Source organism: Streptosporangium sp. NPDC006930, assembly GCF_040635605.1.
In the GTDB taxonomy this organism is placed as follows: Bacteria; Actinomycetota; Actinomycetes; order Streptosporangiales; family Streptosporangiaceae; genus Streptosporangium.
On the sequence record NZ_JBEYID010000006.1, the window covers coordinates 208,322 to 229,065 of the forward strand.

The 20,744-nt window shown below is 69.8% G+C and carries 19 protein-coding genes and 1 riboswitch; of the genes, 8 read left to right on the forward strand and 11 right to left on the reverse strand.

Annotated elements, in window-relative coordinates:
- Window positions 1–85: 85 nt before the first annotated feature.
- The 3 genes from ABZ664_RS13345 to ABZ664_RS13355 all read left to right on the forward strand — a co-directional run bounded on the left by ABZ664_RS13345 (window position 86) and on the right by ABZ664_RS13355 (window position 4,183).
- A complete protein-coding gene (locus tag ABZ664_RS13345) occupies window positions 86–631 on the forward strand; it encodes a PadR family transcriptional regulator (protein WP_362507781.1) in 546 nt (181 codons plus the stop codon).
- Window positions 632–783: 152 nt separating this feature from the next.
- Window positions 784–1,491, forward strand: coding sequence for an ABC transporter ATP-binding protein (locus ABZ664_RS13350; protein ID WP_362507784.1), 708 nt, complete (start codon window positions 784–786; stop codon window positions 1,489–1,491).
- Between the two features lie 88 nt (window positions 1,492–1,579).
- On the forward strand, window positions 1,580–4,183 hold the full coding sequence (locus ABZ664_RS13355) for an FtsX-like permease family protein (protein WP_362507787.1): 2,604 nt from the start codon (window positions 1,580–1,582) through the stop codon (window positions 4,181–4,183).
- Window positions 4,184–4,401: 218 nt separating this feature from the next.
- Here ABZ664_RS13355 and ABZ664_RS13360 read toward each other — a convergent pair whose 3' ends face one another.
- On the reverse strand, window positions 4,402–5,256 hold the full coding sequence (locus ABZ664_RS13360) for a hypothetical protein (RefSeq protein WP_362507790.1): 855 nt from the start codon (window positions 5,254–5,256) through the stop codon (window positions 4,402–4,404).
- Between the two features lie 284 nt (window positions 5,257–5,540).
- On the opposite strand from ABZ664_RS13360, the gene serA reads away from it, so the two are divergent.
- The gene (gene serA / locus ABZ664_RS13365; protein WP_362507793.1) at window positions 5,541–7,130 is read left to right on the forward strand and encodes a phosphoglycerate dehydrogenase; all 1,590 of its coding nucleotides are present in this window, start codon (window positions 5,541–5,543) and stop codon (window positions 7,128–7,130) included.
- A 595-nt stretch (window positions 7,131–7,725) separates the two neighbouring features.
- Here the strand turns inward: serA and ABZ664_RS13370 are convergent.
- Window positions 7,726–8,334 carry a C40 family peptidase gene (locus ABZ664_RS13370; RefSeq protein WP_362507795.1) on the reverse strand — a complete coding sequence of 203 codons (609 nt, stop codon included), beginning with the start codon at window positions 8,332–8,334 and terminating at the stop codon, window positions 7,726–7,728.
- Window positions 8,322–8,555: riboswitch (cyclic di-AMP (ydaO/yuaA leader) on the reverse strand. Its footprint overlaps the gene before it by 13 nt.
- Before the next feature lie 140 nt (window positions 8,556–8,695).
- Here ABZ664_RS13370 and ABZ664_RS13375 point away from each other — a divergent pair.
- Both ABZ664_RS13375 and ABZ664_RS13380 read left to right on the forward strand, forming a co-directional pair.
- A complete protein-coding gene (locus ABZ664_RS13375) occupies window positions 8,696–9,742 on the forward strand; it encodes a 3-isopropylmalate dehydrogenase (RefSeq protein ID WP_362507798.1) in 1,047 nt (348 codons plus the stop codon).
- A 174-nt stretch (window positions 9,743–9,916) separates the two neighbouring features.
- Entirely contained in the window at window positions 9,917–11,011 is a 1,095-nt protein-coding gene (locus ABZ664_RS13380; protein ID WP_362507801.1) for a branched-chain amino acid aminotransferase, read from the forward strand.
- A gap of 263 nt (window positions 11,012–11,274) precedes the next feature.
- Here the strand turns inward: ABZ664_RS13380 and ABZ664_RS13385 are convergent, their stop codons facing one another.
- Both ABZ664_RS13385 and ABZ664_RS13390 read right to left on the reverse strand, forming a co-directional pair.
- The gene (locus ABZ664_RS13385; RefSeq protein ID WP_362507804.1) at window positions 11,275–11,865 is read right to left on the reverse strand and encodes a Uma2 family endonuclease; all 591 of its coding nucleotides are present in this window, start codon (window positions 11,863–11,865) and stop codon (window positions 11,275–11,277) included.
- Between the two features lie 102 nt (window positions 11,866–11,967).
- Window positions 11,968–12,621: an O-methyltransferase gene (locus ABZ664_RS13390; RefSeq protein ID WP_362507807.1), complete on the reverse strand. Its 654-nt coding sequence runs from the start codon at window positions 12,619–12,621 to the stop codon at window positions 11,968–11,970.
- Between the two features lie 288 nt (window positions 12,622–12,909).
- On the opposite strand from ABZ664_RS13390, the gene cimA reads away from it, so the two are divergent.
- Window positions 12,910–14,484, forward strand: a complete 1,575-nt coding sequence (gene cimA / locus ABZ664_RS13395; protein ID WP_362507810.1) for a citramalate synthase — start codon at window positions 12,910–12,912, stop codon at window positions 14,482–14,484.
- Between the two features lie 187 nt (window positions 14,485–14,671).
- Here cimA and ABZ664_RS13400 read toward each other — a convergent pair whose 3' ends face one another.
- Window positions 14,672–16,351 carry a heparinase II/III family protein gene (locus tag ABZ664_RS13400; protein ID WP_362507813.1) on the reverse strand — a complete coding sequence of 560 codons (1,680 nt, stop codon included), beginning with the start codon at window positions 16,349–16,351 and terminating at the stop codon, window positions 14,672–14,674.
- A gap of 476 nt (window positions 16,352–16,827) precedes the next feature.
- Here ABZ664_RS13400 and ABZ664_RS13405 point away from each other — a divergent pair, with 476 nt between their 5' ends.
- Window positions 16,828–17,424 carry an HD domain-containing protein gene (locus ABZ664_RS13405; protein WP_362507816.1) on the forward strand — a complete coding sequence of 199 codons (597 nt, stop codon included), beginning with the start codon at window positions 16,828–16,830 and terminating at the stop codon, window positions 17,422–17,424.
- Window positions 17,425–17,456: 32 nt separating this feature from the next.
- Here the strand turns inward: ABZ664_RS13405 and ABZ664_RS13410 are convergent, their stop codons facing one another.
- From ABZ664_RS13410 to ABZ664_RS13435, 6 genes are all read right to left on the reverse strand, one after another.
- The gene (locus ABZ664_RS13410) at window positions 17,457–17,879 is read right to left on the reverse strand and encodes an antibiotic biosynthesis monooxygenase (protein WP_362507819.1); all 423 of its coding nucleotides are present in this window, start codon (window positions 17,877–17,879) and stop codon (window positions 17,457–17,459) included.
- A gap of 61 nt (window positions 17,880–17,940) precedes the next feature.
- Window positions 17,941–18,528: a hypothetical protein gene (locus tag ABZ664_RS13415; protein WP_362507822.1), complete on the reverse strand. Its 588-nt coding sequence runs from the start codon at window positions 18,526–18,528 to the stop codon at window positions 17,941–17,943.
- A 5-nt stretch (window positions 18,529–18,533) separates the two neighbouring features.
- On the reverse strand, window positions 18,534–19,346 hold the full coding sequence (locus ABZ664_RS13420) for a DUF6286 domain-containing protein (protein WP_362507826.1): 813 nt from the start codon (window positions 19,344–19,346) through the stop codon (window positions 18,534–18,536).
- Window positions 19,346–20,026, reverse strand: coding sequence for an Asp23/Gls24 family envelope stress response protein (locus tag ABZ664_RS13425; RefSeq protein ID WP_362507829.1), 681 nt, complete (start codon window positions 20,024–20,026; stop codon window positions 19,346–19,348). The genes ABZ664_RS13420 and ABZ664_RS13425 overlap by 1 nt, the downstream gene beginning before the upstream one ends.
- Entirely contained in the window at window positions 20,023–20,211 is a 189-nt protein-coding gene (locus ABZ664_RS13430; protein ID WP_362508282.1) for a hypothetical protein, read from the reverse strand. The genes ABZ664_RS13425 and ABZ664_RS13430 overlap by 4 nt, the downstream gene beginning before the upstream one ends.
- A complete protein-coding gene (locus ABZ664_RS13435) occupies window positions 20,208–20,654 on the reverse strand; it encodes a hypothetical protein (RefSeq protein ID WP_362507832.1) in 447 nt (148 codons plus the stop codon). The genes ABZ664_RS13430 and ABZ664_RS13435 overlap by 4 nt, the downstream gene beginning before the upstream one ends.
- Window positions 20,655–20,744 lie beyond the last annotated feature (90 nt).

Here is a 20,744-nt window from a genome sequence, read left to right on the forward strand (position 1 = left end):
CCGAGTATCGGCCCCGAGGGCGGAGCCTGTCCAGAATATGCAGATCTCTTGCGTCATGAATACTGCGTATGCATACTCGGTATCCATGGCGATCCGACAGGGGCTTCTCGCCCTGCTGAGTCAGGGGCCTCGTTACGGCTATCAGTTGCGTGCCGAGTTCGAGGCGTCGACGGGGGCGACCTGGCCGCTCAACATCGGCCAGGTCTACACAACGCTCTCCCGCCTGGAACGCGACGGCCTGGTGAGCCCCGGTGAGCAGGACGAGCAGGGCCGGGTCGTCTACTCGATCACCGAGGCCGGTCTGGCCGAGATGGGGCGATGGTTCAGCACCCCCGTCGCCCAGTCGGACCGGCCTCGGGACGAGTTGGTCATCAAGCTCGCCCTGGCGGTCACCGCCGCCACGGACGTGCGGCCGATCATCCAGGCCCAGCGCACCGCGACCATGCGCACGTTGCAGGCGTTCGTCCAGGCCAGGCGCGCGAGCGTCGAGAACCCCGCACAGCGGCTGGTACTCGACTCGATGATCTTCCAGGCCGAGGCCGAGCAACGCTGGCTCGACCACTGCGAGGCCGTGCTCACGGCCTCGCCTCGGCCGCGAAGGCCCGCGGCCGCGGAAAACCCGGACGCATAGGTCCCGGACGCATAGGTCCCGGACACGGAAGTTCCGGATGCGAGATCCCCGTGCGGGTGACCTCCCGACGCGTGATCCCCAGACACAGGAGACGGACAGTTGACATCCTTACCACGACCACGGCCAGGGACCCGCGCGCCGGGGGTGCCCAGATGACCTTCGAACCGGTCGTCCGGCTCGCGGACGTGACCCGCACGCACGGCGACGGGCCACAGCGCGTGACGGCGCTGCGCGGGGTGAGCCTCGACGTCGGCGCCGGAGAGCTCGTCGCGGTGATGGGCCCCTCGGGATCAGGTAAGTCCACCCTGCTCAACCTCGCCGGGGGCCTCGACCTGCCCACCTCGGGCTCCGTGGTCGTGGAGGGCACGCCGCTGGCGAGCCTGCGGGCCGGGGAACTGGCCGGGCTCCGGCGCAGGCACGTCGGTTACGTCTTCCAGGACCTCAACCTGATCCCGTCGCTCACCGCGCTGGAGAACGTGACCCTCCCGCGCGAGCTGGACGGGATCGCCTTCGGGAACGCCCGCCGCGAGGCGATGGAGGTGCTCACCGAGGTCGGTCTGGGCGAGATCGCCGACCGTTTCCCCGAAGAGATCTCCGGCGGCCAGCGTCAGCGGGTCGCCATCGCCCGCGCGCTGGTGGGGGAGCGGCGGCTGATCCTGGCCGACGAGCCCACCGGCGCGCTCGACACCCCGACCGGCGACGACATCCTCCAGCTCCTGCGCACCCGCTGCGACGCGGGAGCCGCCGCGCTGCTCGTCACCCACGAACCCCGCTACGCCGCCTGGGCCGACCGGGTGGTCTTCCTGCGCGACGGCGAGATCGCCGACTCCACCGTCACCCCCCTGGAGAGCGCCCGATGAGCGAGCGAACGGACGCGCGGGACACGTGTGCGGATCTCCGGCCACCGTACGGTGAAGCGGCCCTCCGGTCACCGGGTGGGGCGGTCGCATGAGCGCCCTGCTCGCCGCGCTGCGCATCTCCCGCAGGGACATCCGGCGCGCCAGGGGGCGCAGCGCCCTGATCATGGTCATGATCGGCCTGCCGGTCCTCGTCATCACGGGCCTCCTGGCCTTTCTCGAGACCTCGAACATCAACCCCCGCGAGGGCCTCACCGCGAACATCGGCGCCGCCGACGCCCGGATCACGGTGAGCGGAGTCCGGGGAAAGGTGGAACAGGACGTCGAAGGTCGGATATGGGTGGGTTCTGGCCAGCCCCCTCACACCGCGACGCGGCCCTGGACACAGGGGGAGGTGGCGAAACTCCTGGAGCCAGGCACCCGGCTCCTCCCGTTGAACGAGGGCAGCGTCGACTACCTGAGCAGTGATGGCCGTGACCACGTCTCCGTGCTGGAGACGGACCTGCGGGACCCCATGACGACGGGCATGTACCACCTGCTCCGGGGCCGCTTCCCGGCCTCCGCCCAGGAGATCGCGGTGACTCCGGAGATCCTGGAGAGGGGAGCCCGCCTCGACGCCCCGCTGCAGGTCACGCGGGACAGGAAGGCGATGAGGGTCGTCGGCGTCGTCGAGCACCCGCACCGGACCCGCGGGGCGAAGATCGTCGGACTCCCCGGCACCCTGCTCTTCGCCGGCCACGGCCTTCGCGGCACCGGCTGGCTGGCCGACGCGCCGCAGCCGGTCACCTGGGCCACCGTCCAGCGGCTGAACGCGGCCGGGCTGCTGGCCGGGTCCCGCGCCGTCATCGAGGATCCGCCCGACCGCGTCTGGCTCTTCACCCCTGACTCCTACCAGGTGGACAGGACCGTGGCGATCGGGCTGGCCGCGGTCATGATCGTGCTGGAGGTGGTGCTGCTCGCAGGCCCCGCCTTCGCGGTCGGCCTGCGCCGCCGCCGCAGGGAACTCGCACTGATCACCGCGCAGGGCGGCTCTCCGGCCCACCTGCGCCTCATCGTCCTGGCCGACGGCGTCGTCCTCGGCGGCGGGGCCGCGCTCGCGGGACTGATCCTGGGCCTGGGCCTGGTCGCGCTCTCGGCCGCGCTGGGGGCGGGCAGGCTGGTCGGCGCGGTCGGCCCGTTGGAGATCCCTTGGATTCCGGTCGTGGCCGTCGCCCTGCTCGGGGCGGGCAGCGGGCTCATCGCGGCCCTGATCCCCGCGGTGCAGGCGGCCAGGCAGGACGCGGCGGCGGTGATCGGCGGGCGCCGGAGCGCGGTGCGCGACCGGGTGGGCCGCCCGGTGCTCGGCCTGGTCCTGGTCGCCGCGGGGGTCGCGGCGACCGTCTTCGCCGTCAGGTACGACGTCATCTGGGTCCTCGCCGCCGCGGTCCTGTCGCAGCTGGGACTGGTCGCGCTGACGCCGAGGTTGGTCAAGGGGGCCGCGAGCCTGGTCGCGCGGCTTTCGCTGCCCTTACGCCTGGCCGCACGCGACGCCGCCCGCCACCGCGTTCGCACCGCGTCCGCGGTCGCGGCGGTCATGACCGCCACGGCCACGGTCGTCGTGGCCGGCATCGCGACCACCAGTTCCTTCGCCCAGCGCCGGGACGCCTTCCAGGTGATCGCCCCAGCAGGAACCACGAGGATCGACGGCGAGGGACTCGACGCCGACCGCTGGAGTGCGCTGAGGGCCGCCGTCGAGCGGACGCTGCCCGGTGTGCCGCTCATCGAGGCCGCCAAGCTCAGGAACGCCGAAGGGGAGAACGTCGAGATGGCGATCCAGCGAGCCGACGAGTACGGTCCGCAGTACTCCGTCGCGGGTCTTCCGATCGGGGACGAGCGGCTGCTCACCCTCGTGCAGGGGCGGCGGGACCCGGCGGCGGCGGCCGCGTTCGCCTCGGGCAAGGCCGTGGTGTTCGACCCCGGGATGGTACGGAACGGAAAGATCACCCTGATCCTGGAAGGGAGGAGAGGGGAAGCCGATCCTGTTGAGATCGCGGTTCCCGCCGTCCTGGCCCGTCCCGCCGACCCCGGGTACGGTGTGGCGGTGCTGCCGCTCTCCGTCGCGGAGAACGCCGGGCTGAGAGCCGAACCGCGCGTCCTGTACATCGACCCGGCTGCGCACAGGCTCACCGCCAAGCAGGTGGCGACGCTGGAGTGGGATCTTGTGACGGCGGTCCCCAAAGCCGAGTTCTACGTCGAGGTCACGAGCGGATTCCAGGACGACAACACCTCCTGGCTGGTGCTGCTCCTGGGGGCGGCGCTCGTCCTGGTGCTCGGTGGCACTTTCGTCGCCACCGGGCTCGCCGCGGCCGACATGCGGCCCGACCTCGCGACGATGGCCGCGGTCGGGGCGCCGCCGGGCACGCACCGGCTGGTCGTCGCCGGGCAGGCCGGATTCATCGCCGGGCTCGGTGTCCTGGTCGGCACGGTGGCCGGTTGTGTGACGGGGATCGCCGCCACCTGGCCCCTCACGGTTGGGGCACCCGGGACCGTCCTCATCCGGTCCGGCGAGCTCTCGTCCTTCTCACCGATGTCGCCGACGGTCGAGATCCCCTGGCTCCTCCTCGCGGCCGTGGTGGTCGGCCTGCCGGTGCTGGCCGCCCTGGTGGCGGGGGCGTTCACCCGGCCGAAGGTGACCCTGACCCGCAGAACCGGCTAGCCCCACGTGCCGCCGTCCGAACCGGAGATGCCCCGGCCCCGTCGGATCGGATACGGCTTCTGACCCGCAATGATGCGGCACATGCGGAAAACCGGGCTAGCGGCCGTGACGTCTCGTGGCGGACGAGGAGGCGCCTTCTCGCGCCACCTCGTCCGCGGCCGTTCTCCGGGACCGCCTTTCCAGCACGTCACCACCGTGGGACGCGCCGTGGTGACCGGTCAGTCGGTGACGTCGGCGCAGACCACGTGGGCGCCCAGCTCGACCATCCGCTGCTCGCTGCGCGCGTCGGCGACCCTGGCCATCAGGATCGGCGCCTCGCTCGCGGCGAGCTGGGGCAGCCTGGCGCGCACCCCGCGGTGGATGTCCCTGACCACGTCCTCGGCCGCCGACATGTGGACCTTCACGTGCAGCATGATCCCCGGGGCGCCCGAGGAGGTGCCGGCCTCGGAGATCCACACGTGGTGGACGAGCGGGTAGTCGACGAGCAGGTGCGAGATCGCGGCACGCAGCGCGGGCAGGATCGGGTGGTCGCACCGGCGGTATCCCGGGTCCACCATCTGCATCGGGCCCGACAGGTGGGGCCGAGGCGCCGGGATCCACGGCTGGGAGGGCGCCGCCGGCACCGGCGTTCTCTGCGGGCGCGCGGGCGCGGGACGCGAGACCGTGGCCATCGCCCCGGTCGCGTACGCCGTCGGCGCCGCGCTCGACAGCGCGGGCGTGGGGCCGCTGCGCGTCGAGAGCAGGTATCGCTGGAGGTCCTCGATCGGCACGGCCGCGGCCGCCGGACCCGCCGCGTCGATCACGATCTCCCGCACGCCGGTGACGCGCTGGATGTCGAGGATGGTGTCGGCGTCGCACGCCGACAGCGAGTGGCTGCCGCGGTGCCGCGCGTAGGTGTCCGCCGAGGTGTATCCGAGCAGGACACGATCACCGGCCTGGGTCGTGCCGAGCACGACGGATCGGTCGGGTCGCACGGCAACCAGGAGTCCCCATTCGGCCAGCGCCGCAAGCAGCCGGTGCGGGTCGCCGTGCTGCGCGAGCACGTTGCCGAGAGCGGGGTTCCCGATGCTCATATGAGGAACGATAGGTAGTGGACCACGGCTTATCAGGGTAATCGCGAAGTTTTCTTGGGATCAATACCAACTTGAGTTTTGGTGCATGAGATCTGTCAAGGACGGGTAATCGCCTCGTGGGTCGCGAGGTCCCCTCACGTCCCACGAGTCGCCGGAGCCTTTCCGAGGGGTTCTCCGTCGGCGCGAGGCGTCTCGGATCGCGGGACACTCGTGAACGCGTTCACAAGCGCCGATAGACTACGTGAGGTCCGTGCACCCCTCACCGTCTAGTAAGGATCCAGCCTGTGAACAAGCCCGTAGTACTGGTCGCTGAGGAACTTTCCGAGGCTGGTCTCGCGGTTCTGGGCGCGGACTTCGAAGTCCGCCACACCGACGGCGCCGACCGCGCCCAGTTCCTGCCCGCCCTCGCCGACGTGGACGCGCTCATCGTGCGCAGCGCCACGCAGGTCGACGCCGAGGCGATCGCCAACGCTCCCAGGCTCCGCGTCGTCGCCCGCGCGGGCGTCGGCCTGGACAACGTCGATGTGGAGGCCGCCACCAAGGCCGGTGTCATGGTCGTCAACGCGCCCACCTCCAACATCACCAGCGCCGCCGAGCACACCGTCGCCCTCATCCTCGCCTCCGCCCGTAACGTCGCCCAGGCGCACTCCGCGCTCAAGGGCGGCGAGTGGAAGCGCTCGAAGTACACCGGGGTGGAGCTCGACGAGAAGGTCGTCGCGATCCTCGGCCTCGGCAAGATCGGCCAGCTGGTCGCGCAGCGCCTCCAGCCGTTCGGTGTCGAGCTGATCGCCTACGACCCCTACCTGCAGCCGGCCCGCGCCGCGCAGATGGGCGTCCGGCTGGTCTCGCTCGAGGAGGCTCTGAGCGAGGCCGACTTCATCACGGTGCACCTGCCCAAGTCCAAGGAGACCATCGGTCTCATCGGCGACAGGGAGCTCCACGCGGTCAAGCCGAACGTGCGCCTCATCAACGTCGCCCGGGGCGGCATCATCGACGAGAACGCCCTCTACTCCGCGATCAAGGAGGGCCGCGTCGCCGGCGCCGGCATCGACGTGTTCCCCAAGGAGCCGGTTACCGACAGCCCGCTCTTCGAGCTCGACCAGGTCGTCGTCACCCCGCACCTGGGCGCCTCCACCCACGAGGCCCAGGAGAAGGCGGGCACCCAGGTCGCGCGCAGCGTGAAGCTCGCCCTCGCCGGGGAGTTCGTGCCGGACGCGGTCAACGTCCAGGGCGGTGCCGTCGCCGAGGACGTCAAGCCGGGTCTGCCGCTCGCCGAGAAGCTCGGCCGGGTGTTCACCGCACTCGCGGGCGAGGTCGCCACCAAGCTCGACGTCGAGGTACGCGGCGAGATCGCCTCCCACGACGTCCGCGTGCTGGAGCTGGCAGCGCTCAAGGGCGTCTTCACCGACGTGGTCGAGGACTCGGTCACCTACGTCAACGCCCCGCTGCTGGCCAAGGACCGGGGCGTGTCGGTCGAGCTGGTTACCAGCTCCGAGAGCCCCGACTGGCGCAACGTCGTGACGGTCCGCGGCGTTCTCGCCGACGGCCGCACGGTCTCGGTCTCCGGCACCCTGTCCGGGCCGAGGCAGATCACGAAGATCGTCGAGGTCAACGGCTACCAGATGGAGATCGAGCCGACCGACCACCTCTCGTTCTTCACCTACACCGACCGTCCCGGCATCGTGGGCGTGGTCGGCCGCATTCTCGGCGACCACTCGATCAACATCGCCTCGATGCAGGTGGCCCGTGACGCCAAGGGCGGCAAGGCGCTGATCGCCCTCACCGTCGACACCGCGATCCCGGCCGAGGTGATCGACCAGATCAGCGCGGAGATCGGCGCCGACAGCGGTCGCTCGGCCGACCTGGCCGACTAGCCCCGTTTCCCGCGCGTGCCGCGTCGTCGCGGTTTGATCCAGGACGACATGCGATCACCCCGGACCGATCGGGGAGCGCGTGCGGGAAACGCGACGGTGGTCCACCGGTGTGGCCGCCGCCCCGATGACCGGGGCGGCGGCCACACCTCGTCTCAGTATGTGAGAAGTGTGTACGCCGGACGAGACGGTGTTTCCGTGAGCAGGTAACCTGGAATCAAATGCGCCAGGTTCTCGTAATTCTTACCTGCCGCGGCGAGGCCTGACAGGGGCAGGCCGGCGACTCGCCGCGGTGTCGTGGCGCTTGCCGGCTCCAAGCCCCCGTCACCGGTCCGTGATCCGGGCCCTCGACATCAGGCCTGGTCGGAGTCCCGACCGGAGACTTGACCACCTTCCTTGCTCGCGTGCGACCGAGACGAGATTCGCCATGTACGACATGTATCCCTGGAACCGTCCCGAGGAGACAGAGGACGAGGCCATCGACGCGCTCCAGACCGCTCTGGACCGCAGGGACAACGGTGGTGCCCCCACCCGCTGAGCCCGTTCTCGCCGTCACCGGGGTCTCCACGGCCTCCCGGCGGCGATCCTCCGGCGTGTCTCATCCGCCGGGCACGATTTCGGTCGCGAGCTCGACCCGCTTGGCCAGCTGGACCCCCTGCGGGTCGGGGCGGACCGCGCCGGAGAAGGCGGCGCGGCGCCAGGAGCTGAGCTTCTCCTCCTTGACGACGTCGCCGCTCCGCGGGGCGTGAACCATGTAGCCGGGCTTTGTGATCATGCCGACATGGCCGAGGCCGCTGAAGAAGACCAGGTCACCGGGCCTGAGATTCTTCCAGGCGATCTTCTTGGAGAAGGCGGCGTACTGGTCGTTGGTGACGCGGGGGAGCTTGATCCCGGCGGCGCCGTAGGCGCGGAGCATCAGGCCGGAGCAGTCGAAGCCGCCGTTGCCGGTGCCGCCCCAGACGTAGGGCGTTCCGCGCTTGGACATGGCCCACTTCACGGCCTTCTGCCAGGCGGGCCTGACAGCCATGGCCTTCAGCGTTTCCTTCAGCGTGGGGGTTTTGAGCGCCGCGGGCCCGGGGGCGGGGGGCGGGGAGGCGGCCAGGGCGGCGGTCGAGGTCGCGCACACCGCGGCGCCGGTGAGGATCAGGGAGGCGGAGATGGACAGGATGCGGGGGAGAACTGTGCCGGACAGGATGATTCCTTCCATAAGGCCGGCCGGGTGAGCTGTCGGGCTCGGGCGTGGAGGTCGCCCTACGGCGCGAGAACGCGCTGATTCGCCCCAAGGGATCCACCTGATGACGACCGGGAACGCGCTCCGGGGGAGGAGCGGCGTTCTCGGGATGCGGTAGATCCCGTAAAAAAGTGGTTCCCCGGCTCCGTGTGGGCTCGGTCAGGGGGTGGCCCGTACGGATTAGGCAGTGATGTGAATGGGAGGACAATAACGAAACCTCCCGAAACGGTCAATGCATAGCAAAAAAGGATAAAACGATCAGAGAGCTCGCCATGTGGACACGTCCGCAGAGTGAGACCGGTGTTCGATCACCGAGACGGGCCGGTAAGGTGCCTGCATGGATTCGCGTAACATTCGCCTGGCGGTCATCCCCGGGGACGGGATCGGAGTCGAGGTCGTCGCCGAAGGGCTGAAGGTCCTCGAAGCGGTCGGCACGAAGGTGGAGACCACCACCTACGACCTCGGTGCCAAGCGCTACCACGAAACCGGCGAGACCCTGCCGGACCCGGTCCTCGACGAACTGCGCGGATACGACGCGATCCTGCTCGGCGCGGTCGGCGACCCCAGCGTGCCCCCGGGCATCCTGGAGCGCGACCTGCTGCTCAAGCTCCGCTTCCAGCTCGACCACTACGTGAACCTGCGCCCGGTCAAGCTCTTCCCCGGCGTCGAGACGCCGCTGGGCAGGTCCGGCCCCGAGGACATCGACATGATCGTCGTCCGCGAGGGCACCGAGGGCCCGTACGCCGGAGCGGGTGGCGTGATGCGTAGGGGCACGCCGCACGAGATCGCCACCCAGGAGTCGCTGAACACCGCCTACGGCGTCGAGCGCGTCGTGCGTTACGCCTTCGACAAGGCGCTCGGCCGCCCCCGCAGGAAGCTGACGCTGGTCCACAAGACCAATGTGCTCACCTATGCCGGCGACCTCTGGGCCCGCACCTTCGACCGCGTCGGCCTGGAATATCCCGAGGTCCAGACCGACTACTGCCACGTCGACGCGGCCTCGATGTTCTTCGTCAGCCAGCCGGAGCGCTTCGACGTGATCGTCACCGACAACCTCTTCGGCGACATCCTCACTGACATCGGCGCGGCGATCGCCGGTGGCATCGGCCTGGCGGCGAGCGGCAACGTCAACCCCGACCGCACCGCGCCGAGCATGTTCGAGCCGGTTCACGGCAGCGCCCCCGACATCGCGGGCCAGGGCAAGGCCGACCCGACCGCCACGATCCTGTCGGTCGCCATGCTCCTCGACCACCTCGGCATGGCCGCCGAGGCCGCCAGGGTCGAGCAGGCCGTCGCCGACGACCTGGTCGACCGGGCTGCCGGACGGGCCGGCCGGACCACCCGCGAGATCGGCGACGACATCACCGCCCGAGTAGCCGGCTGAGGAAGCCGCCTCCCTCGACCCCGACGCGCCTGGCGGCTCACCTGAGCCGCCAGGCGCGTTTTTTGTTTCTCCAGCACTGCCGGTTTTCGGCATAGATGGAGTAGTTTCCCGTTACCCGGTCCGACGCAGAATGGACCCAAGGGTAAGCCAGACCTCAAGAGAAGGATCCGTGCGATGACCACCGCTCAGAAGCTCAGCTTCGACGTGCAGCTCTCCGACCACGCTCGCACCGCGGCAGAGCGCGAGCAGGTAATGGCGAGCCCCGGGTTCGGTCAGGTCTTCACCGACCACATGATCTCGATCGACTACACCGAGGGGGAGGGCTGGCACGACGCCAGGCTCATGCCGTACGGCCCGCTCAGTCTCGACCCCGCGACGTCGGTCTTCCACTACGCGCAGGAGCTTTTCGAAGGACTCAAGGCCTACCGCCAGGAGAACGGCGCGATCGTGACCTTCCGGCCGGAGGCGAACGCCGCCCGCTTCAACAGCTCCGCGCTGCGGATGGCCATGCCCGAGCTGCCCGAGGAGACGTTCGTCGAGTCGCTGGAGCTGCTCGTCCAGACCGACCGCGAGTGGGTCCCGACCACGCCGGGGCACAGCCTCTATCTGCGCCCCTTCATGATCGCCACGCAGCCGGCGCTCGGTGTCAACTACCCGTCCAGGAGCTACAAGTACATGGTCATCGCCTCTCCGGCGGCGGCCTACTTCGGGGGCGGGCAGGCCGTGACGGTCTGGCTCTCCACCGAGTACACCCGCGCGGCCCCCGGCGGCACCGGTTTCGCCAAGTGCGGCGGCAACTACGCGGCGGCCTTCGTCGCCCAGCGCCAGGCCGTCGAGCAGGGCTGTGACCAGGTGGTCTGGCTGGACGCGGGCGAGCACCGCTACGTCGAGGAGATGGGCGGGATGAACCTGTTCTTCGTCTACGGAGACCGCCTGCTCACCCCGGCACTCACCGGCACGCTCCTGCCCGGCATCACCCGTGACTCGATCCTCTCCCTCGCCTCCGACCTCGGCCTCCAGGCCGAGGAGGGGCGACTGTCGGTCGAGGAGTGGCAGCAGGGCTGCGAGACGGGCGAGCTCACCGAGGTCTTCGCCTGCGGCACCGCCGCGGTCGTCACCCCGGTCGGCTCGGTCAAGGGCGCCGACCGCGCCTGGACGATCGGCGACGGCACCCAGGGGCCGGTCACCTCGAAGATCCGCGAGGAGCTCGTGGGGATCCAGTACGGGACCCGTCCCGACCCGCACAGCTGGGTCCACAAGATCTGCTGACCACCTTCCATCGACGTCGAGGGCGACGGAGCGTGCGGCTGGGTCCACACGATCCGTTGCCCCCGTTTTCCGCACGCGTCGCGTCGTCGCCGGTCAGCGGTCGTGTCCGATCCGGTGCGACGAGTGATCGCTTCAGGTTGATCGAGGTCGCGTGCGGAGTACAGGGCCGATCCCGTGCAGGAGGGGCCCGGTCGAGGCGTCCGGGGACCTCGCTCGGCAGGAGCCCCGGCCTCCCACCCGGCCGGGTCTCCCACCGAGCGGGCCTACCCTTCGGTCAGCTTGCCGGTGTCGATCGTGAGGTTCCAGGGAGCGGGGAGCTCGAGGGGCTCTCCAAGGGTCACCTGGTGTTGCTGCTGGTAGCCCCTCTCCCCGGGATGGCTGAGGAGCCGGGCGAGATTCTGGGTGGCGTCGATCACCAGATAGAGCGGAACCCCCGCGATCGCGCAGTTTTCTGGTTTGGTGACGTGGTCGTCGCTCCGACTGCTGGGGGAGACCACCTCCACGACGAGCAGCGTCTCCTCCGCATAGACGTTCTCCTCGTCCCACATGCGGGGAAACTTCGGCACGACAAGGAGATCGGGCCGATAACGATCTTTCTGGACGCCCAGGAAGAGCTTGACGTCGTATACGGGGTGCCAGCCCTGTTCGGTGGCGAACGGAATGAGCTGGATCAACAACTGCAGGATGCTCTTGGCGTGGTTGAGTGTGGGCAACTCCCTCACCACGATCCGGCCGTTGATGATTTCGACCTTACGGTCGGGCCACTGGTCGCAGGTCCTCTGGTAGTGCGCTTCGAGCTCCTGATGGTTGGTGGACACGAGCTTCGCCTCGCGGCGTTCCAGGGTCTTGGCCATGAGCTCATCCTTCCCTCCGCGCGGGTGGGCGCAACGTGTTTGTCACATCGCTTACAGTAATCGGAAGGGTTTTCTTCTGCCCACGATTGGGGAAAGTTTTCGTCAGTGCTTTCGAATCATGGTGAGGCCGTCGGCGATGGGAAGCATGATCGAGGTGACTCGCTCGTCGGCGCTCACCATGTCGTTGAACTCGCGGATGTGTCGCACGGTCTCGTCGTCCCTGGTGGGATCGGCGACGTGCCCGCTCCACAGGGTGTTGTCGACGAGGATCACCCCGCCGGGGGCCAGACGCGACATGAGGATCTCGTAGTAGACGGGATAGTTGACCTTGTCGGCGTCGATGAACGCCAGGTCGACGGCCGGGTGTTCTGGAAGCTCGCGCAGCCGCTCGGCCGCGGGCCCGATCCTCAGCTCGATGCGGTCGGCGACCTGCGCCTTCTCCCAGTAACTCCGGGCGATCGCCGTCCACTCCTCGCTCACGTCGAAGCAGGTGAGCCCGCCGCCGGGGGCGAGCCCCCTGGCGAGGCAGATGGAGGAGTAGCCGGTGAAGGTGCCCACCTCCACCGCGTTCCTGGCGCCGCAGAGCTGGGCGATCATGGTAAGGAAACGCCCCTGGTCGGGGGAGATCTGCATGGACGCGTTGTCGCCGGTCAGCTCGCGGGTCTCGACGGCGAGGGCGTCGAGGACGTCGTCGGGCTGGCTGGTGTGCGCGAGCAGATACTGCCCCACGGTGGGGTCGAGGTAAGTCGCCTTCATGGGGCCCATTCTCGCCCGTGCCGGACGGCGACGGGGGTGATTCCAGGTCGTGTCCGGTGCCGTGCGGGCACGCCGTAGGTCTCGGATCCTGAGATCAATGTGTCAGATGGCGTCGGCGTGTGGCAGACTCCGAAGCATCATGTTCTACGGTCTGCTCATTATCGGCAGGCGCGCCGGCTGAAAAGGGACACCGCCGGCGCGCAGACCTCTCACGTCCGTGAGGGGTCATTTTTGTTTCCAGAAGCCGAAGAGCGCGCGGCGAATCATCGAACCGCGAAGGAGATTGACATGGCCGACGATCGTTTCCACGTGTACGACACGACTCTCCGTGACGGTGCCCAGCAGGAAGGGCTCAACCTCACGGTGGCCGACAAGCTGGCCATCGCGCGTCACCTGGACGGTCTGGGCGTCGGCTTCATCGAGGGAGGCTGGCCGGGAGCCAACCCCAAGGACACGGAATTCTTCAGGCGCGCTCAAACAGAGCTCGACCTGAAGCACGCGCAGCTCGCCGCGTTCGGCGCGACCCGCCGGGCAGGTGTGAAGGCAGCCGACGACCCGTTGGTGGCCGCGCTGCGCGAATCCGGCGCGCCGGTCGTGACCCTTGTCGCCAAGAGTCATGACCGGCACGTGGAGCTGGCCCTCCGCACGACCCTTCAGGAGAACCTCGCGATGATCCGCGACACGGTCTCCCACCTTCGTGCGGAGGGCCAGAGAGTCTTCCTCGACGCGGAACACTTCTTCGACGGCTACAAGTCCAATCCCGACTACGCGCTGGAGGTCCTGCGCACCGCCGCCGAGGCGGGAGCCTCGGTCATCGCGCTGTGCGACACCAACGGGGGCATGCTCCCCGACGAGCTGGCCGAGGTGGTGCACGCGGCCGTCGGGACGTCGGCGAGGATCGGCATCCACTGCCACGACGACACCGGCTGCGCGGTCGCCAACTCCCTGGCCGCGGTGAAGGCGGGCGCCACCCACGTGCAGGGCTGCGCCAACGGCTACGGTGAGCGCTCGGGCAACGCCAACCTCTTCACCGTGGTGGCGAACCTGCAGCTCAAGCGGGGATTCGACCTTGTGCCCAAGGAGGCACTGGCCGACATGACCAGGATCGCCCACGCGATCACCGAGGTCACCAACGTCACCCCCAACTCCCACGCCCCCTACGTGGGCGTCTCCGCCTTCGCGCACAAGGCCGGGCTGCACGCCAGCGCGATCAAGGTCGATCCCAACCTCTACCAGCACATCGACCCCGCCGAGGTCGGCAACGACATGCGCATGCTCGTATCCGACATGGCCGGACGCGCCTCGGTCGAGCTCAAGGGGCGTGAGCTGGGCTACGAGCTGTCCTCCGACACCTCGCGGGAGCTGGTGAACCGGGTCAAGGAGATGGAGTCGAAGGGCTACACCTTCGAGGCCGCCGACGCCTCCTTCGAGCTCCTGCTGCGCGACACCGTCGCGGGCGAGAGCAGGCGCCACTTCCAGGTCGAGTCCTGGAGGGTGATCGTCGAGCGGGCGCGAGGCGGCGAGGTCGTGAGCGAGGCCACCGTGAAGCTGCACGCCAAGGGGGAGCGGATCATCGCCACCGGCGAGGGCAACGGCCCGGTCAACGCCCTCGACCGGGCCGTGCGGCTGGGCCTGGAGCGGCTCTACCCCGAGCTGGCGGGGGTCGAGCTGATCGACTTCAAGGTGCGGATCCTGGAGGGTACGCACGGCACCGACGCCGTCACGCGCGTGCTGGTCACCTCCAGCGACGCGGCCGGGGAGTGGTCCACGGTCGGCGTCGACGAGAACATCATCGAGGCCTCCTGGCAGGCGCTTGAGCAGGCGGTGACCTTCGGGCTCCTGCGCGCGGGTCACGCCGTCTGACAGCCGCCCGCCACAGCCCTCGGGGGCGGCGGGCGCTGTCGGGAAAGGGCCGCTGGGAGACCTCCCCACGGTGAACGGGCGGGTGCCGGTAGGCATCCGCCCGTGTCGTCTCCGGCGAGGAGAGCCGTCAGGCTCGGCGGGAAGGCCGCCGGAGAGGACTCTTCTCGGGCGGCGGCGGGGAAGGCCGTCAGGAGAGGTCGGCACCGCGCACGCGGAAGCTCACCTGGCCCTCCGAGGTCTCCAGGCTGACCTTGCCGCCCGAGCAGGAGAGCGACGGCCTGTTGGTGCCGGGCACCACCACGGTCAGCACGGCGTTGCCCGAGGCGGGCGAGACGACCGTGGGGGCGGGGTGTCTCAGCAGGTAGGAGGAGGAGACCCAGCCCTGGTAGGGGTTCTTCTGCCCCTGGACCACCTTCAGTCCCGAGACCGGCTTGCAGGACGGCATCGAGACCTGGACGAGCGTCGCCTTCCAGCCCGTCTTGTCCTTCACCACGACCTGGCCGCCACTGCTGGAGACGGTGGACAGTTCGTGGGAGAAGTGCCAGAGGTTGCGGACCTTCGAGCCCTTGGGAACCGTGTCCAGCACGGCCATCACGTCCTCGCGGTGGTTGACGAGCACCGAGCGGGTCCTGGGCACGCCGTAGGCCCTGTCGGTGAGCCGGTAACTCTGCCGGTCAGTCCCGATCGAGGACCTGCTCAGTGCGGTGGCGGTCTTGCCGCGGAATTTCGCCCCGGCCACCATCGAGGTGTTGTGGGCCTCGGGGGACATCGTCCAGTGGCGGTAGCCGCTGTTCTCGTAGGAGTCGAAGCCGGCGTCGACCAGGACGTTACGGCCCTGGGCGTAGTAGGTCACGCCCAGGTGGTCCTCGTGGCCGTGATACTTCATGCCGGGCCCGAAGCGGATGGAGTAGAACGCCGACTCGGGCTTGTCCCAGGCGGTGCGCCCGTAGACGTAGCCGCCCCGGAACACCCGTACGGCCTGCTTCGGGTGGCTGTAGCCGACCGGCCGCACGTCCGCGCCGCCGTCGCCGATCGGGACCATGAACCCGTCGGGCTGGGTGGAGTGGGAGATGAAGTCCTCCAGCGACTTCCAGCGTCTGGAGATGTCGGCGGGCACCTTCCGCTTGCAGGCCCTGATGTCGTCCATCGCGACCTTCAGGCGGTCGTAGACGTAGAGCGCGTAGCGGGGGGCCTGCTCGCGCAGCGCGCCCTGGGAGTCGACGTCGAGCTTCACGGTCTCGGTGAGCCGCCTGATCGCGAGGCTGGACCACTGGTCGCGGCCGTAGCGGCAGCCGATGCCGAGCAGCGCGATGTCCTGGTCGATCCCGTGGTTGTGGCCCTTCTCGTAAAGCTTGGGGTCGGAGAGCATCTTCGCGTGCTCGGCCAGGCTGCCGGAGAGCCACGACCCACTGACGTGCTTGCTGAGGCAGACCAGGGCGGGGGCGCGCAGCGCGATCGGGTGCTCCTGCCAGGCGTACGGGCTGGTCTTCGCGCCGCCACGGGGGTTGTCCGCCACCCAGTCCTTCGCGATCTCGACGGCGCGCGCCAGGTACGCCTCGTTGCCGTTCGTCTCGTAGTCGGCGACGAGACGGCCCATCCAGCGCAGTGAGTGGAAGACCATGCTCCACGAGCGGTTGCGGTAGGGGTCGGTACGCCAGTTGACGTCCTTGCCGATCTTCACCGGGTCCAGGGCGAGGAAGGCGAGCTCGCCGTTCATGATGTCCGCCCCCGTCGGGGTGGCGGGGAGCCAGTCGCCCTGGCACTCGGTGGTGCGTTTCGCCTCCCTCGCCTCCGCGGTACCGGCTGTGACGCCGCAGGTCATCAGGAGGATGAGGGAGAGAGCGAGTGCTTGTGTGCGGCGGCGCACGCCAGTTCCTTCCGGGCCGAACGAGGGAGGTGGATCATGCTGTCCGAATCCCACCAAACCGGTCAAGCTGGGATGGTCCCTTCCGGAACATCGTTAGCAACTAGATGCGGGTCTCCCAGTTTCCTCACAGCCGTCACGCGATCCACAGAGGTCACAGCGTCGGTGCGGTCGGTGCGGTCGGTGCGGTCGGTGCGGTCGGTGCGGTCGGTGCGGTCGGTGCCGCTCGTGTCGCCGTGCTGCCTGTATCGTCCGCGCCGCTCATGTCCGTGCTTGCCCATGCTTGCCCGTGCTTGCCCATGCTTGCCCATGCTTGTCTGTGCCCGCTCGTGTCGCCGCGCCGCGTCCGGTGTCGCCTGCGCCGCTCTCCACCCTCACGGTACGGGCGATGGGCCCACGTTCGTTCCGTGGCGTGATTCCATCGATCGATGGCCCTCCGACCACTCGCGCAGGTCCTCGCGTTTCGGCAGGCTCGGGGCATGAGACTCGCCGACATCGTCATCCCCGGCACACCGGCCGCACGCGGCGCGCTGGAGGTGGCGACCGCCTACTGTTCGCCCGCCCTGCTCAACCACTCCGTCCGCGCCTACCTGTGGGCGGCGGCCTACGGCGCGATGAACGGTATCGCCTTCGACGACGAGCTGCTGTACGTCGCCTCGATGATGCACGACATCGGCCTCGTGAAAGAGTTCGACAGCCACACCGTGCCGTTCGAGGAGGCGGGGGGTCACGTCGCGTGGGTCTTCGCCGCCGGGGCCGGGTGGCCCGTGGAGCGCCGCATACGCGCGTCGGAGATCGTCGTACGCCATATGTGGGACAAGGTGGATCCCGAGCAGGACCCCGAAGGGCACCTTCTCGAACTGTCCACCGGACTCGACATCTCGGGGCGGGGAGTGGAGAACTTTCCCGCGGAGCTCCGCGCCGAGGTGCTGGAACGCCACCCCCGGCTGGGCATCGGCCCGGAGTTCACCGCGTGCTTCGTCGACCAGGCCGCGCGCAAGCCGGACAGTCTGGCCGGGCGGTTCGTCCGCGCGGGGGTCGCCGAGCGCATCGCCGCCAACCCCCTTGACCGCTGAGGACTCCCCACCGGGAGCCCTCGTCGCCCCCGTCAGGCTCCCGGTGCGGGACCGGTGTTCTGGACGACCTCGAAGGACCACAGCTCGGCTTCGGTGGCGGCGGGCCCCTGCCCGTGGCCGTGTCCCTGGGCCGGACCCGCGCCCTGGCCGTGCCCGTGCCCCTGGGCCGTGCCGTGGGCGTCGCCCTGTCCTGTTCCCTCGCCCGCCTCGGCGGCGGCCTGGGCGTGGCCCCGCTGGAAGGCCTGGCTCTCGGTCCAGCGTTTGAAGTCCTCCTCGGAGCGCCAGCGGGTGTAGACCAGATACCGGTCGCCGCCGTCCACCGGGCGAAGCAGCTCGAACCACTCGAATCCGTCTGCGGACTCGACGATCCCCGCCCGCCCGGAGAAGCGGCGTTCCAGCTGCTCGCGCATCTCCTCGGGCACCGTCAGCACGTTTATCTTCACGACCGAAGGCACATCGTCTCCTCGAAGCGTTGGTTTCCCTGATCACTCTATGATCGGCGCTCCGTCACGCGGGTCAGACGACGGTCCTTGAGCGGCGCGGCGCGTTCTCCAGGCTCACCCGGGCGACGGCGGGTATGTGTTCGGTCTCCAGGGCCTGGCGCATGTGCGGGATGACCACTCCGCCCAGCTGCTCGCGGACCGCGCTCATCGGCGCGTCCTCGGCGACCGTCATCCGCATTCGTACGGCCGGGTGCTCGCTCGTACCGACCATCGCGGCGGTGGCGTTGATGATCGCGGGGTGCGTGCCCGCCTCGGCGGCCGCCGCGTCGGTCACGCTGCCCGTGTCGACCTCGGTCACCCCGCCGGGGCCGCCGTCCAGGCGCATGCCGCCCAGCTTCCCGCGACGTCCCTGTGCGAGCAGCCAGCGCAGGCCGAACAGTGCGAGCACGATGCCCGCCGCCGCGATCAGCCACCACATCCACGGGTCGTAGGTGGCGAACGGCTGGCGTACCAGGCTGTCCACGAGCGGGCTGTCCGCGGGAGCCACCGTCCGCGGAAACGCTCCCGCGCCCCGTGCGATCGCGAGGGCGCTGAGGACCATCAGCGCCAGCCCCACGATCAGCAGTCCCAACCGGTTGCCCTGGGCGGTCTTGTCGTCCATGAGGCTCACTTCTCTCGCAGATGCACGTGGACGGGATACTTCCAGACGGGGGAGAGCGCGGTGATCCGCATGTTCACGGCCTCCCGTACGGCGTCGGCCAGCCCGCGGGTGTCCCGCATGCCGCTGTCGGCCGCGACGTGCACGGCCTTCCCGTGCAGCCGTACCCGGGCATGCTCGATCCCCTGCACCTGTTCGGCCGCGTGAGCCAGCGACCGGGCGAAGCCCCGGCGCTGCATGCCGATGGCCAGATCCTTGTCCCCGGTCCTCACCGGGATCATCGTGGGCCTCCCCGGGATGATCGCGAGCAGTACCAGCAGCAGGCCGAGCAGGCCGACCAGGCCCGCGCCCGCCATCATTCGCGGGTCGTTCCACGGTGTCGACGTCGCCCAGGCCAGGATCCGGTCGTACGGCACCAGGCGGAGCGGGCGGCCCAGCAGCGCGGAGATGACCTCCAGCGCGAGGAGGAGGCCGATCACGGTCATCAGGACGGCCGTGATGACCGAGGGAAGTACCCGGCGCGGGCGGAAGGCCCTGATCGCCGCGCGATCCGCGGAGGAGTTCTTCGCCACCGTGCCGTACGTCGGGGGCGCCGGTTCCGTCGTGCCGTACATCGGCGCGGCGGTGCCGTACGCCGGCGTGGTGGGTTCGGTGGTGCCGTGCGCCGGTGATGTGGCGGGTTCCGTGTCGCCGTATGCCCGTGGTGTGCCGGTGTCGTACTCCGGTGGTGCGGCCGGTCGCGCACGGGGTGGGGGCGTCGTCTCGCCGGCCGGTTCCGCGCCGGGGACCGGCTCCGCCGGGTCGGGTACCTGCCTGGCCATCATCGCTCCTCACGTAGCGGGACGATGTCCTCGGTGGGGTTGTCGTCGGGATCGTCGGTGGGTGTCGCGGCCCCTTGCGAGGGCCTGGCGACGGACTGCCCGGTGTCGCGCGCCGGGTTCTCCGCCGAGCGTTCCAACGGTGGCTCCTGCGGGTTCTCCGCCGAGCGTTCCGGTGAGCGCTCCTGCGGGTTCTCTTCGGCCGGTACGGCGTCCGGGGCCCGCGAGGTCTCACGGTCGCCGCGGGCGGGAGCCACGCTGGTGACGTTGACGTCGATGTGACCGACGTCCTTGCCGGTGAGGGTCATGACCCGTTCGGCGACGTGGCGTCTGACCTCCTCGGCCACCTCACGGATCGGGGCCGGATACTCGACCGTCACGTCGAGCTGGAGCGTCGCGAGCTCACCGTCGAGGGTGGCGTGGGTGCCGCCGCGAAAGAACAGCGGCTTCCACTCACCGACCTCCCGTACCCGTGGCACCTCTCCGGCCGCGTGGGCCGCGATGCGCGACACCACCTGGTCGGATATCTCGGTCCTGCCGCGTCGCTCGGCCGGTACGCCCCGCCATGACGGCTGGGCGGGCACGGCGGGCAGCCCGGTTTCGCCGGGAACGGGGTCCTCTCGCCCTGCGGGCGGCGCGGCCGTTCCCGAGGACGCGGGACGGTGCTCGACGGGGGTGTTCATCGCCGTCTCGCCGCCAGCCGGGAGAGGTCGACCTCTCCGGTCTCCGCGAAGCGACCGATGAGGAGTCCGATGGCGCCCAGTACGAGCACCAGCAGGAACGCGCTGAGGCCGCCGAAGGCCGCGGCGAAGCCCAGAAGGACACCGACGATCATGCCGACTACGGACCACACTGGGAAACTGCTCATCTCAAACCTCCGATATGGACGTTTACCGGTCGATCGCCCACCATTGGGGCGACCGCCGCTCGCACCGCGTCGGCGATCTCCGGAATCGGGCGCCCCAGCCTGACGACGACCGAGACCTCCACCTCGTTCTCGCGCAGCGCGACACCCGGGAACCGTTCGCCGGGCAGATAGGTCGCCACGGTCCCGAACGGCCCGCCCGACAGATCCGCGACGTCGGGGCAGCGCAGTACGGCGTCGGCGATCCTGTGGGCGAGGCCGGCCGTCTCGCGGGCCGGCGCCTCCTGCTCACGGGTGGCGACCGTCCCGCGCGGCGCACTCGTGGCCTCCCGGCTCCGACCGGCCGGTTCGCGGGCCGAGGCCTCCGGTCCGCGCGTGGGTGCGGCCTTCTGCCGGGGTATGGCGGGCGGCCTGCGGGACGGATCCTCGGGCCTGTGAGCCGGCATGGCCGTCGCGGGTGTCGGGGTGTCCGGTCTTCGTGCCTCCGGTTTATGCGCTTCCGGCCCGCGCGCGGGCTCTGTTGTTCCTCGTCCGGG

Bases quoted from the DNA above. Each gene is read 5' to 3' on its own strand.
- ABZ664_RS13345 (WP_362507781.1), top strand. From the start codon at position 86: ATGGCGATCCGACAGGGGCTTCTCGCCCTGCTGAGTCAGGGGCCTCGT.
- ABZ664_RS13350 (WP_362507784.1), top strand. From the start codon at position 784: ATGACCTTCGAACCGGTCGTCCGGCTCGCGGACGTGACCCGCACGCAC.
- ABZ664_RS13355 (WP_362507787.1), top strand. From the start codon at position 1,580: ATGAGCGCCCTGCTCGCCGCGCTGCGCATCTCCCGCAGGGACATCCGG.
- ABZ664_RS13360 (WP_362507790.1), bottom strand. From the start codon at position 5,256: ATGAGCATCGGGAACCCCGCTCTCGGCAACGTGCTCGCGCAGCACGGC.
- ABZ664_RS13370 (WP_362507795.1), bottom strand. From the start codon at position 8,334: ATGGAAGGAATCATCCTGTCCGGCACAGTTCTCCCCCGCATCCTGTCC.
- ABZ664_RS13375 (WP_362507798.1), top strand. From the start codon at position 8,696: ATGGATTCGCGTAACATTCGCCTGGCGGTCATCCCCGGGGACGGGATC.
- ABZ664_RS13380 (WP_362507801.1), top strand. From the start codon at position 9,917: ATGACCACCGCTCAGAAGCTCAGCTTCGACGTGCAGCTCTCCGACCAC.
- ABZ664_RS13385 (WP_362507804.1), bottom strand. From the start codon at position 11,865: ATGGCCAAGACCCTGGAACGCCGCGAGGCGAAGCTCGTGTCCACCAAC.
- ABZ664_RS13390 (WP_362507807.1), bottom strand. From the start codon at position 12,621: ATGAAGGCGACTTACCTCGACCCCACCGTGGGGCAGTATCTGCTCGCG.
- cimA (WP_362507810.1), top strand. From the start codon at position 12,910: ATGGCCGACGATCGTTTCCACGTGTACGACACGACTCTCCGTGACGGT.
- ABZ664_RS13405 (WP_362507816.1), top strand. From the start codon at position 16,828: ATGAGACTCGCCGACATCGTCATCCCCGGCACACCGGCCGCACGCGGC.
- ABZ664_RS13415 (WP_362507822.1), bottom strand. From the start codon at position 18,528: ATGGACGACAAGACCGCCCAGGGCAACCGGTTGGGACTGCTGATCGTG.
- ABZ664_RS13420 (WP_362507826.1), bottom strand. From the start codon at position 19,346: ATGGCCAGGCAGGTACCCGACCCGGCGGAGCCGGTCCCCGGCGCGGAA.
- ABZ664_RS13425 (WP_362507829.1), bottom strand. From the start codon at position 20,026: ATGAACACCCCCGTCGAGCACCGTCCCGCGTCCTCGGGAACGGCCGCG.
- ABZ664_RS13430 (WP_362508282.1), bottom strand. From the start codon at position 20,211: ATGAGCAGTTTCCCAGTGTGGTCCGTAGTCGGCATGATCGTCGGTGTC.
- ABZ664_RS13435 (WP_362507832.1), bottom strand. From the start codon at position 20,654: ATGCCGGCTCACAGGCCCGAGGATCCGTCCCGCAGGCCGCCCGCCATA.